The organism is Dolichospermum lemmermannii CS-548 (assembly GCF_028330815.1).
GTDB lineage: Bacteria > Cyanobacteriota > Cyanobacteriia > Cyanobacteriales > Nostocaceae > Dolichospermum > Dolichospermum lemmermannii.
In genome coordinates this window covers 1-12047 of sequence record NZ_JAQMTJ010000131.1, presented here as the reverse complement: position 1 = coordinate 12047, position 12047 = coordinate 1, and the positions used below count along the sequence as shown (strand labels likewise).

General features: G+C 40.3%; 7 protein-coding genes, 1 tRNA gene and 1 pseudogene. 4 read left to right on the top strand and 5 right to left on the bottom strand.

All coding sequences use genetic code 11. From position 1 onward, the window contains the following. Positions 1-94 precede the first annotated feature (94 nt). The 3 genes from PN450_RS08705 to PN450_RS08695 form a co-directional block, all read right to left on the bottom strand. Positions 95-1915 (bottom strand): serine/threonine-protein kinase, encoded by a 1821-nt coding sequence (locus tag PN450_RS08705; protein ID WP_271836030.1) that lies wholly within the window; start codon positions 1913-1915, stop codon positions 95-97. 285 nt (positions 1916-2200) lie between these two features. Continuing rightward, complete coding sequence (gene dxs / locus PN450_RS08700; protein WP_271836029.1) at positions 2201-4108, bottom strand: 1-deoxy-D-xylulose-5-phosphate synthase; 1908 nt, start codon at positions 4106-4108, stop codon at positions 2201-2203. 146 nt (positions 4109-4254) lie between these two features. Next, positions 4255-4328 (bottom strand) — tRNA-Arg (locus PN450_RS08695). Between the two features lie 522 nt (positions 4329-4850). Here PN450_RS08695 and PN450_RS08690 point away from each other — a divergent pair. Both PN450_RS08690 and PN450_RS08685 read left to right on the top strand, forming a co-directional pair. Next, positions 4851-5719, top strand: a pseudogene (locus tag PN450_RS08690) (hypothetical protein). An 18-nt stretch (positions 5720-5737) separates the two neighbouring features. Continuing rightward, the gene (locus PN450_RS08685) at positions 5738-6790 is read left to right on the top strand and encodes a transposase (protein WP_417033739.1); all 1053 of its coding nucleotides are present in this window, start codon (positions 5738-5740) and stop codon (positions 6788-6790) included. Here PN450_RS08685 and PN450_RS08680 read toward each other — a convergent pair. Beyond that, positions 6787-6999 carry a hypothetical protein gene (locus PN450_RS08680; RefSeq protein ID WP_148762581.1) on the bottom strand — a complete coding sequence of 71 codons (213 nt, stop codon included), beginning with the start codon at positions 6997-6999 and terminating at the stop codon, positions 6787-6789. The two genes, PN450_RS08685 and PN450_RS08680, sit on opposite strands and share 4 nt — an antisense overlap. Between PN450_RS08680 and sir the strand changes: the two genes are divergently transcribed. Continuing rightward, a complete protein-coding gene (gene sir, locus PN450_RS08675; RefSeq protein WP_271836028.1) occupies positions 6989-8902 on the top strand; it encodes a sulfite reductase, ferredoxin dependent in 1914 nt (637 codons plus the stop codon). The genes PN450_RS08680 and sir overlap by 11 nt on opposite strands. A gap of 160 nt (positions 8903-9062) precedes the next feature. After that, the gene (locus PN450_RS08670) at positions 9063-9938 is read left to right on the top strand and encodes an SDR family oxidoreductase (protein ID WP_271836027.1); all 876 of its coding nucleotides are present in this window, start codon (positions 9063-9065) and stop codon (positions 9936-9938) included. A gap of 209 nt (positions 9939-10147) precedes the next feature. On the opposite strand, the gene miaB is transcribed toward PN450_RS08670, so the two are convergent. Next, positions 10148-11509 carry a tRNA (N6-isopentenyl adenosine(37)-C2)-methylthiotransferase MiaB gene (gene miaB / locus PN450_RS08665; protein WP_271836026.1) on the bottom strand — a complete coding sequence of 454 codons (1362 nt, stop codon included), beginning with the start codon at positions 11507-11509 and terminating at the stop codon, positions 10148-10150. Positions 11510-12047: the final 538 nt, after the last annotated feature.

The window sequence follows — 12047 nt, the reverse complement described above, 5'->3', positions numbered from 1 at the left end:
GGCTTTAAAACCCCCATTCCCTTGTAGGGAAGGGGGGGAGGGGGGTTAGGTTTTTGGAGATTATGGGTTTCATATAATACTTTTCAAACAACCTCTAACACTGTTTTGCATCTGCTGGATTCACAAAATCATGTAAATCAGCATCCCAAATACTAATATAAATAAAATCACAACTTTGTCGAACTATTTGACCTTTTACCCCACCCTTACTAAAAGTAAAATTATCTGTTTGTCGTTGTTGAACTTGTTGCAGTCCTTGTTTAATTTCTGCGGTAGCTTCTCCATTCAATAAACCATTGAGAGTTGTCTGCATAACTTCAGGTTCTACAGACGATGCAAAAGCTGCTTCTGTTTGTTTTAGCGTTCCAGTTTTCTTGTCAAATAAGTAGCCTAAATCAATTTTGTCAGGAACAACTTTATAAGTAACAGCGCGGGTATTTCCCCATAATCCTCTTAAATCTTTCTTTGGTTTACCTAGCGTTTCTTCTACACTACTTCTTGATGTACCTGTAGGAAATGCTGGTACAGTTTCCCTAGTATTAGTAACTACTTGATCACGTTTTCCCTTTCTTTTCTTCTTTCCTGTTTCTTCAATAGTTAAAGTTGGTTCAGTTGTAGGAACTACAGACGTTTGTTCCTGTTCATTTTTTATTTCTGGTTGTGGAGTTGATTCTATGGAAGGAGTAGGAGTATTTTCAGGAATTGTCTCTGTGGGTTCAGGTAATATTGAAGGGGTCGGAGATACAGTTGCTTCAGAAATGGGAGTATTTACAGTTGTTGGTATTGGTGTTGGTGTTAGGATTGATGTTGGGGTTGGGGTTGGGGTTGGGGTTGGTGTTTCTGTGATGTTGGAATTAGTGACAATGGAATTTGTGGTTTGTGGTCGGTTTATGCTAGAAATAGCCATTGCACCAATTAAACTTCCCATCATAACGCTACCAATAATCACCGCTGGTTTTTGCCAAATTTGCTGATTATTCCCAGTTTTAACCACGGGATTTTGAGAGAGTGAAGATATAGGTTGATTTAGTGCGGCAGGAGTGAGATGAATTGTCGCTGCTGTTTGAGTAGTATGATAAACTTGTGAGGGAATAGAAGTGTCAGATTTTAAAGCATATAGCATTTTATTCGCAGTAGTAAAGCGATCGCTCGTGCGGGGTTCAATTGCTTGAGTTAGTAGCATTACTAATTGGGGAGAAATCCTCCCAGCGTATTCTTGCCAAATAACCTGTCCCGTGTGAGGATGAGTTTCTAATTCTTGAGGATATTTACCCGTAAGTAAATAAATAGCCGTTAAACCCAAACTATAAATATCAGTAGCATAAACCGGACGACCAATAGCTTGTTCACTAGGCATAAATCCAGGAGTCCCAATCACTAGAGACTGAGTAGGATGTCCAGCAGCATTAATAGTAGTCCGAATAGTTTCTTTAACCGCACCGAAATCAATTAAAACTGGTTTATTATCTATTTCCCGCAAAATAATATTATCTGGTTTAATATCTCGATGAATAATCCCTTTACTGTGGACATAATCCAACACAGACAGCAAACTTAACAGAATTTCTCTAACAGTATTTTCCTGTAATTGTCCTTGAGATTGAATCACATTAGTCAAAGTGTGACCATGCACCCATTCTTGCACCAGATAAAAGAGACCATTTTCCGAGAAATAAGCATAAAGTTGGGGAATTTGGTCATTAGCTTCCCCCAAATACTCCAACGTCGCAGCTTCTCTCTCAAACCGTTGTTGAATTACTTGATAAGTTTTGGGGTCATTGCTGATAGGTTTAAGTTGCTTAATCACACAACGACGACGGGAAGGCATATAGGTATCTTCAGCGAGAAAAGTTTCACCAAACCCTCCTGCACCTAAAACCTGAATAACCTGATAACGATTGTTTAGCAACTTCATAATTATGAAAAATTACCAATATATTTAATACCAAATTTTATGTGAAACTGCACAAAAAAATAATCATCCATATTTATCTGCGTTTATCGGCGTTCATCTGCGGTCAATAATTCTTAAAATCTTATTCTATGCAACTTCATCTTAATTTGGTAGAACCAATCAACATCTCCAGAAATTAAACATCCCCAAATCAGAATCAGGATACCCAAGATCAAAAGATAAACAAAATAATTAAATCCTGTAAATCCTGAAATCCCGTAAATCCTGATTCAGACAAAAAATCAACTAGACCACAGCAGCAGCCTGTTTCTTAAAAAAAGCTTGTAAAACAGTTTCCGCAATTTGAGGACTACTCAAACCTAACTCCGCAAAAGATTGATCCGGTGTGGCATGATCTACCAAAATATCAGGAACACCAATCCGCTTCACAGGGACAACAATATCAGCATCAAGTAAAGCCTCAGCCACCGCAGAACCAAAACCACCCATTAAACAACCTTCTTCCAAAGTCACAACCCGACCAATTTGTTTAGCCAAAGGTAAAATCAACTCAGTATCCAAAGGCTTAACAAAACGGGCATTAATCACAGTTGCTTCAATCCCATGTTCGCTGAGAATTTCCGCCGCTTGCATTGCCGGGTAAACCATTGTACCATAGCCCACAATTAACACATCATCCCCTTGACGGAGAATTTCCCCCTTCCCGATTTCCAAAGCTTCCCAACCTTCCTCCATTAAGGGGACACCGTGACCATTACCACGGGGGAAACGCATAGAAATCGGTCCATCAGTGTAATTAATCCCAGTCACAACCATCCGTTGTAATTCCGCCTCATCCTTGGGAGCCATTACCACCATATTCGGAATGAAACGTAGATAAGCGATATCATACATACCTTGGTGAGTCGGACCATCAGCACCAACAATCCCTGCCCGATCTAAACAGAAGAATACAGGTAGATTTTGAATGCAAACATCATGAATAATTTGGTCAAAGGCGCGTTGTAAGAAAGTCGAGTAAATAGCAGCAACAGGACGCATACCTTCACAGGCTAAACCGGCAGCCAAGGTAATAGCGTGTTGTTCAGCAATACCCACATCAATATACTGGTTAGGCAATTTAGCTTGTAGTTTATCTAAACCTGTACCAGTCGCCATTGCGGCTGTGATGCCGACAATTTTAGGATTTTGTGCCGCCAGTGTCACTAAAGTATGAGAAAAGACCTTAGCGTAAGCGGGGGGTTTAGGTTTGTTGGAAGGAATCGCTTTCCCAGTGGTTAAATTAAAGGGAGTTTGGGCATGGTAGCCTACTTGATCTTTTTCCGCCAGTTCATAGCCCTTACCCTTAGTTGTCACTACGTGAACCAAAACAGGACCAGTAATTTGATGTGCCTGTTGGAATGTGGCAATTAACTCTTCTAAATTATGGCCATCAACTGGCCCCATGTAGGTAAAGCCCAATTCTTCAAAAACAGCGCCGACTTTGGGAACTGCTAACCGCTTCATACCTTCTTTGATGCGTTCCAGTTCTGGGGAAAGCGATTCACCCACAAAAGGCAGATGTTTTAACTGTTCCTCAATTCCATCTGAGAGAAACTGCACCGGCGCACTCAGACGCATTTTATTCAGATAACGAGGAATCGCCCCCACATTGGGAGAAATGGACATCTCGTTATCATTGAGAACCACGAGGAGATTAGTTTTGGGTAAGTGTCCCGCGTGGTTAATCGCTTCTAGCGCCATGCCTCCAGTTAAAGCCCCATCACCAATCACAGCAACGGTTTTAAATTTTTCCCCTTTTAAGTCGCGGGCTAAAGCCATTCCTAATGCGGCCGAAATACTTGTAGAAGCGTGTCCTGCCCCAAAATGGTCAAATTTGTTCTCGCCGCGTTTAAGATAACCTGCAACGCCATCTTTTTGGCGAAGAGTGTCGAAATTACTGTAGCGTCCGGTAATTAATTTGTGGGGATAAGCTTGATGTCCTACGTCCCATGTAACCTTATCCCGATCTAAATCTAAGGTTTGATAAAGCCCCAGTGTTAATTCGACAACGCCCAAACCCGGACCCAAATGCCCTCCAAAGGCTGCTACGGTTTGTAGGTGCTTCTCACGAATTTGCCGGGCAATTTGTTCTAACTGCCGAATTGACAAACCATGCAACTGGTTAGGATGGGTAATTTCACTCAAGTGCATATTATCGGCTTTTCCTCTGTTAAGTCTTCTCTTGGCATAATTTTATTTTCCCACTTTCGGTGGCTTCTAAAATATAACTGTCATTAATTATTGTTGTACAACTATAACCTTTGCGCGTTATTAAGAGCTATGTATACCAATTTTAATGGGTACGGCTGGACTCGAACCAGCGACCGTCCGCTTAGAAGGCGGATGCTCTATCCAACTGAGCTACGTACCCATGAAGCCTTCACAATCATAGCTAAAATTGTCTAAATAAGCAAGAGAAAATTAAAAATTTCCTAATTTCATTCAGAGGGAACAGGGAACGGGCAACAGGGAACAGAAAAAACTCATGTTTTTAACCGTTTATTTGCCACAGAGATAACCGGGGTATTACAGAAAAATCAATTTCCCGATATATCTGCCGCAGATGCAGTAAAATCTTTCCTAACCGCGAATTTGTCATAGGTCAGTAAAATGCCAGCTTGGCAAGAAACTCATGTAATTCTTTTTTGAGAAGAACTGCACAGATTAGGAAAAACATACTTTGGTGACACCAAGAACTATTTATCAGTTGGTTACAAAAATCTCCACTTCATCAGCTTTGGCGTTAAGGTGGATATTGATTTGTTAAAAAACAACTCTTAACTGGCACTTGCCTTTAACTGGCTATTGTCTATCACACAAGTACGTAAATGCCAATTATTTCATCAATTTTGTAAACAATATTACATTCAGAGCATTTACATAGTTAATCTCTATGAGTAAATCTTACGACAACTCATCTGATCTCAAGCCCACCTACTTAACTACTCAAAACCTTGTTCTTTGCTGTTTTAGCTGGGCTGTTTTAGCATTGTTATACTTTTTGTTGTTCAGTGCCAAAATCTCTGACCCAGAGCAAGCAGGAATAGAAGTTCGCGCCCAGTGGTATGTAATTGGTACAAATATTTTTGAAGCTGTGGCTTATTTGGGTGCAAGTCTCTTATGCTGGAGGAACTGGCGGAGTACCCAAATGGTTAGTAGTGGAAAAGTCTGGCTCTCAATCGGGTTAGGAATGTTTGCTTATTTTATAGGTGGACTCGTTTTCGGCTATATAGAAATCGTCCTAAAACAAGAGCCAGATGTATCTATTGCTGATATATTTTTTGTCCTCACATATTTATGTTTAGGGACTGGTATGGCTTTAGCCTTGCTTTCTCGCCGCATTCATCTAGACCCATGGCAATGGCTAATTGTAGCAGCAGTTGGCGGATTAGGCAGTTTTCTCCCTTGGTTGATTGCTCAAAAAGAGCAAACATCAACTCAACAGATAGCCTTTTTTCTCAACTTGTTTTACATAGTTAGCGATGTGGCATTATTAATTATTGCCACAACTATGCTGCTGGCTTTTTGGGGCGGTAAAGTCTCCTTGTCTTGGCGAATGATTGCCGCAGCCGCATTTTCGCTCTACATTGCAGATATGCAGATATGTGGTTTAAATTCGCCCAATGACCTAATTATCAAAGTGGAGACATACTAGAAGTATTCTGGGTGTTTAGTGGAGTGTTATTCGGTCTGGGTGCTGTTCTAGAATATGACGCATCATTGAGTCTTAAAGGCCGAGACCGTGGACGCAAACTAACTTAACAAATTTTGGTGTCTACCGTGAGAAAATTAACAGATTCTGACAAACAAGAAATTCTCAAGCTATATCGAGAAACTGCGGAAACAACCTCGACTTTAGCAGAACGCTATGGTGTGAGTAACTCTACAATTAGCCGTCTGCTTAAAAGTACCTTACCAGAAGAAGAGTACGAATTTCTCGTCTCTTTAAAACGTGCTGCTAGAACCCCTGAAGGCAGAGCGCAGGTAAGTTATGAGCAGTTACCGCTGTTGACCCAACCACCATTGGTAGTAGAGGCTTCTAGCAGCGTCCGCAGTGGTGGGGAGTTATTGAACCCAAAAGTAGAAAAGCCCACAATAGAAGCAGAAGCATTACCAGAACCAAAACCAGAAGCATTACCAGAACCAGAACCAGAGAATGATTTTGATTTTGATCAACCGATTCCGGCTAATAGACGGGTGAAAACACGCTCCTCAGCAGTGGAAAAACCCAAGCTTCCTGTTATCAAGGAAACTCCTATTGTCAAAGAACTGGAAATTGTTAGACACAAGCCAACGGAAACGCCAATTGTTCCCAAACCAAAGATAGAGGTAGAAACTCGATATTCACAGCCGAGTCTGTTTGCGGAAATTCTCGATGAAGATTTGTTGGATGAACCTGATGATTTAGAAGATGACGATTTAGATGATGATTTGTATGAGGATGAGGAGGACTTTGAGGACGAAGACTATGAAGCTCCAAAACCCCTAGTTACTAGACGGGGAAATGGGGAAGTATCTGTACAAGTTTTACCATTGTCAGTCGCTAATTTACCGAAAACTTGCTATTTGGTAATTGATCGTTCTGCGGAGTTAATTACCCGGCCACTCAAGGATTTTGGTGATTTGGGTCTCATTCCTAGTTTGGAAAATCAACAGAAAACACTGCCAATTTTTGATAACCATCGTGTAGCTAAACGCTTTTCTACTAAGCGCGATCGCGTGATTAAAGTTCCCGATAGTCAAATGCTCCATAAAGCTAGTAGCCATTTACAAGCTAAAGGGATTACGCGACTGTTGATTGATGGTCAAGTCTACTCATTGTCTTTGGTCTAAGGCAATGCGAATATTTGCTGGTTGGAGTAGTTAGCTACTCTAACCGCCGCTTGATCAAGGTGGCCTCTGACCATGTTAAAATCAAAATAATATTCATAATTCCGACTAATTTTAAGTAGTTTATTTAGCCAAATAGGTGCTATTAATTGCTTAATTTCAATTTTGTCTACCGCTTTATTCAGAAACGTATCTACCGTAATGGTTAACACTGCTGCTTCTCCTGCGACCAATCGTCAGCCTTCTAAAGTCGAAGGTATCAAAGAAAATAGTAATTTTTTACGTGAACCTGTTGCCACTGAGCTACTTCAGGACACTACCCACTTTAGTGAAGACGCAATTCAGATTCTCAAGTTTCACGGTTCTTATCAACAGGATAACCGTGATAACCGCATCAAGGGTCAGGAAAAAGATTACCAAATGATGCTGCGGACAAAAAATCCCGGTGGTTTAGTACCCCCTGAGCTTTATTTGGCTTTGGACAAACTGGCTGATGAATATGGTAATCATACCCTCAGAGCTACTACTCGCCAAGGCTTTCAGCTACATGGTATCTTAAAAAAGAACCTGAAAGCGGCGATCGCTACAATTGTTCAAAATCTTGGTTCAACCTTGGGCGCTTGTGGTGACATTAACCGCAACGTTATGGCTCCTCCAGCCCCCTTTAAAAATCGCTCAGAATATCAGTATGCTTGGGAATATGCCCAAAATATCGCTGATTTACTTTCTCCCCAAACCGGTGCTTATTATGAAATTTGGTTAGATGGGGAAAAAGCCATTAGCGCTCAAGAACATCCAGATGTCAAAGCAGCGCGACAAACCAACGGTAATGGCACTATTCTTCATGATTCCGTAGAACCCATCTATGGAACTCACTATATGCCCCGCAAATTTAAAATTTGCGTCACAGTTCCGGGAGATAATTCTGTTGATTTATATTCCCAAGATTTGACGTTGGTAGTGATTACCAATAAAAAAGGCGCATTAGCGGGATTTAATATTTTTGCTGGTGGTGGTCTGGGGAGAACCCATAATAAAGAAGAAACCTTTGCTAGAGCCGCTGACCCCATTGGCTATGTAGCTAAAGCTGATGTATATAATCTTGTAAAGGCTATAGTGGCGACACAACGAGATTATGGCGATCGCACGGACAGACGACACGCGAGGTTAAAATACTTAATTAATGATTGGGGTGTAGATAAATTCCGCACTCAAGTCGAAGAATACCTTGGTAAACCCATCGAACCTTTTAAACCTCTGATCCAGTTTAAATATAAAGACTTTTTGGGCTGGAATGAACAAGGCGATGGTAAACTCTTTTTGGGTATTTCCATTGATAACGGGCGTGTGAAAGATGACGGAACATTCCAACTAAAAACCGCTTTGCGGACAATTGTTGAGCAATTTAATCTGCCTATTCGGCTCACAGGTAATCAAAACCTGCTATTTTACGATATTGCACCAGAAGATAAAGCAGCAATTCAAGAGATTCTGGATAAATGTGGCGTTGTTGCTGATCCTAGCCAAATAGCAGCATTGACCCGCTATGCTATGGCTTGTCCGGCTTTACCTACTTGCGGTTTAGCAATCACAGAATCGGAAAGAGCCATTCCTGGAATTTTAGAACGAATTCGGGCTTTATTAGATAAATTGGGTTTACAAAATCAGCATTTTGTGGTTAGGATGACCGGTTGCCCTAACGGTTGCGCTCGTCCTTATATGGCAGAATTGGGTTTGGTGGGTAGTGCTGTGGAATCTTATCAAGTATGGTTGGGTGGTTCACCAAATCAAACTCGGTTAGCGCAACCTTTTGTGGAAAGACTGCACCACAATGATCTGGAAAGTTTTCTAGAACCGATTTTTGTCTTCTTTAAAAAGTCGCGGACACCGAAAGAAAGTTTTGGGGATTTTTGCGACAGATTGGGTTTTGATGCAATTAGGGAATTTGTGGCTGATTACACACCAGGAGATCCTACCAGCAGCGGTAAATCCCGTCACCGCATCAGTCTGCGGGATGATTTTTACGCTCAACTCAAGGAAACGGCGGAAAAGCAAGAACGACCGATGACTGATTTGGTACATGAGGCTTTGGAGGCTTATTTCCAAACTCTGTAGGAATATATTCTCACGCAAAGGCGCAAAGTTGTTTTTGGGGTTTTTTGCGTGAGATTGAATTACAGCTATTTTTGGGTGAATTAATTACATTTTTCTTTCTCACGCAGAGGCACGGAGAGAAATCAAGTTATTGTAGTTGAGAATCAAAGATATATGATATATGAAAAAACTTTTAATTACAGGTGTTAGTGGTTTTTTAGGTTGGCATCTTGGTCAATTAGCGCAGTTAGAATGGGAAGTTTACGGTACATATCATACCCATTTTCTAGAAATACCTGATATTAAAATGGTGAAAGTTAATTTAACAGACTTTCAGGAATTAAAGGGGATATTTAATGATATCAAACCGGATGCAGTAATTCACACTGCTGCCCAATCGCAACCAAATTATTGTCAACTTCATTCCCAGGAATCTTATAAAATAAATGTTACAGCCTCTTGTGATATTGCGGGACTTTGTGCTGATAATTCTTTACCTTTAGCTTTTACCTCTACCGATTTAGTTTTTGATGGTTTAAATGCACCTTATCAAGAAATAGATCAAGTATCACCTGTTAATATTTACGGTGAACAAAAAGTCGAAGCTGAAGCAGGTATATTAAAAGTATATCCCCAAGCGGCTATTTGTCGAATGCCGTTAATGTTTGGCAGGGAAACACCCACAGCTAAAAGCTTTATTCAGCAATTTATCCAAATATTGAAAGACGGAAAAGAACTAAGTTTATTTATAGATGAATTTCGCACTCCGGTTAGTGCAAATACAGCCGCGAAAGGGTTATTATTAGCTTTAGAAAAGGTTAATGGGATCATTCATTTAGGTGGAAAAGACAGAATTTCCCGTTATGAATTTGGGAAAATATTAGTTGAAATCTTACAACTTCCAAATGATAAATTAAAATCCTGTTTTCAGACAGATGTGAAAATGCCAGCACCAAGGCCAAAAGATGTTTCTTTAGATAGTTCCCAGGCTTTTGCTTTGGGTTATCAATCATTATCTGTGAGAGAGGAGTTAGAAATATTAAAATCTACCTGTTAGGGTCTGTTAGCGAAGCATAACGCCCCATGCAAAGTCGTTTTTAAGGTTTTTTGCCTGAGATTACGGACGGGGAGTATACAGCGGTTTCCGCTCTTATGAGGTACAAAGTCGAATCATGAAACTCTTGTAGTGCGGGCATCTTGCCCGCTAGATATGTACCTCATAACACCGGGAAGTGCTGTAGCTGACACCATACTCCTGTATTTTTTTTAAACTGTCACTGGTTGACGAACTTCTATAGCTTCTCCAGTTAAACTAAAAGCCCGAACTTCGGTAATTTTGACTTTGACTATTTGCCCTTTAAGCTCATTAATATCACCAGTAAAAAACGTGAGACGATTTCCGCCGGTTCTTCCCATGACTTGATTTGTGTCTTTGGTGTTTTGCGCTTCTACTAATACTTCTTCAATGCGGCCAAAGTAACGTTGCGATCGCTCGGCTGCCTTAATATTAACTAAATGATTCAATCTTTGCAAGCGATCGCTTTTTACCTCTTCACTGAGTTGATTATCCCACAAAGCCGCAGGTGTGCCAGGACGGGGTGAATAAGCCGCAGTATTCACTAAATCAAAACCGATATCTTCCACCAATTTTAAAGTATTTTCAAACTGTGTTTCTGTCTCACCGGGAAAACCCACAATCGCATCAGCACTAATTGACGCATCTGGCATATATCCTCTAATAGTATCAATAATCCGGCGATATTTTTCGTGTGTATAACCCCGTGACATAGCTTTTAAAAGCTCATTGTCACCAGACTGAAAGGGAATATGGAAATGTTCGCATACCTTGGGCAAATCTGCACAAGCTTTAATTAATCTTTCTGTAAAATAACGTGGATGACTCGTGGCAAATCTAATGCGTTCAATACCCGGTACATCATGTACATAATAAAATAAATCTGTCAATGTGTGCAGGTGACGACCTTCGGGAGTAGAACCGGGTAAATCTCGTCCATAAGCGTCAATATTTTGACCCAAGAGCGTAATCTCTTTGTACCCTTGTCTCGCTAACTGTTCAATTTCGGATCTAACCGCTTCTGGTGTGCGGGACTGTTCCACACCACGAACGTTAGGAACTACACAATAAGTACAACGTTCGTTACAGCCATAAATGATATTTACCCAAGCTGTGACTTGACTATCCCGACGCGGTTGGGTGATATCTTCAAAAATGTGAACTTCTTCAGTAGCGACAACTTGATTACCTGCAAAAACCGACTCTAGCAAATCTTTCAGACGGTTAGCGTGTTGGGGTCCCATGACTAAATCCAATTCTGGCACCCGTCGCAGTAAAGCTGCCCCTTCTTGTTGGGCAACACAACCAGCAACAATCAAAGTTAAATCAGGTTCTTCCTGCTTGCGTTTGGCCTGTCTACCTAAATAAGAATATACCTTTTGTTCCGCATTATCCCGAATGGTGCAGGTGTTGTAAAGGATTAAATCTGCCTGATTTGGGTCTTCTGACCACTCAAAGCCCATGTCCTCTAAGATGCCAGCCATGCGCTCAGAGTCGGCCTTATTCATTTGGCAACCGAAGGTAATAATGTGGTAATGGCGTTTAGTGGTCATTGGGAATTACGCTTAGTTAGTAATGTATATCAAATCTGTTTATTATTCAGTTTACAACTTTTCTGGCAGAAACAGGCTCATTGAACAGAAGTTTCACACCTTTTATATCTATATGGATAATAACAGCTTTCATCACATTTTCCCTAATTTGGTTTGTTCACTACATATATATAGTAAGTAAGTTGGCGTTAAACAATCAACATATGTAACGAAATGTAAATTCGACAAATACCTTATAGATAGGTTATTTAAGGGTTTTTACGAAAAAAATGTATATTGATTTTATCGTGCCGACTTACTTAGTAATAATCGAAAGTTTATGGCTAACAAAATTATAACCAATCACCAATAAATAATGATCAAAAAATTAAATTTTTTGCAAATTATCTGCATTAATATAACCTGAGTTCGATGTAAGAAAACCAGCTAAAAATGAGTATTCAAAAGGGTTAGAGGCTTTTCTGGAAAGAGCCTATATTCTCAATAAACATTAATTATTGAGAATTAATAGGAAACCAGCCTAGATTTAAGTAAATTT

Excerpts from the sequence above, each read along its gene's own strand:
- PN450_RS08705 (WP_271836030.1), bottom strand. The coding sequence starts at position 1,915 with ATGAAGTTGCTAAACAATCGTTATCAGGTTATTCAGGTTTTAGGTGCA.
- dxs (WP_271836029.1), bottom strand. The coding sequence starts at position 4,108 with ATGCACTTGAGTGAAATTACCCATCCTAACCAGTTGCATGGTTTGTCA.
- sir (WP_271836028.1), top strand. The coding sequence starts at position 6,989 with ATGGTTAACACTGCTGCTTCTCCTGCGACCAATCGTCAGCCTTCTAAA.
- PN450_RS08670 (WP_271836027.1), top strand. The coding sequence starts at position 9,063 with ATGAAAAAACTTTTAATTACAGGTGTTAGTGGTTTTTTAGGTTGGCAT.
- miaB (WP_271836026.1), bottom strand. The coding sequence starts at position 11,509 with ATGACCACTAAACGCCATTACCACATTATTACCTTCGGTTGCCAAATG.